Annotated in this window: 1 pseudogene; it reads left to right on the top strand. The window is 33.3% G+C overall.

What is annotated here, in order from left to right:
* Positions 1-52: 52 nt before the first annotated feature.
* Positions 53-390: pseudogene (locus tag HMPREF2619_RS02625) on the top strand (hypothetical protein); the annotation flags it as partial.

Here is a 390-nt window from a genome sequence, read left to right as displayed (position 1 = left end):
ACAAATTTTTGAGCTCTTCAAGCACTCTGATAGTATTGCCTTACGGTATGCTATGGTTTTAGTTAATCTGTCAGCTAAACAAGAAAATGTTGAGGAATTACTGAACACTTCCAATGCAGTCAAACAAATTTTTGATAGCTTCAAGCACTCGGAAGATATTGCATTACATTATACTATAGCTCTAGCCAATTTATCAGCTAAACAAGAAAATGTTGAGGATTTACTGAATACTGCCAATGCAGTTGAACAAATTTTTGATAGCTTCAAGCACTCGGAAGACATTGCTTTACAATATACTAGAACTTTAGCCAATTTGTCATTTGAACAAAAAAATGTTGAGGATCGATTGAAAACTTCCATTGCAGTCAAACAAATTTTTGATAGCTTCAA

The organism is Streptococcus sp. HMSC074B11 (assembly GCF_001808705.1).
Taxonomy (GTDB): domain Bacteria; phylum Bacillota; class Bacilli; order Lactobacillales; family Streptococcaceae; genus Streptococcus.
Note: the sequence above shows the minus strand (reverse complement) of the source record. Positions and strands in the feature narration are given on the sequence as shown.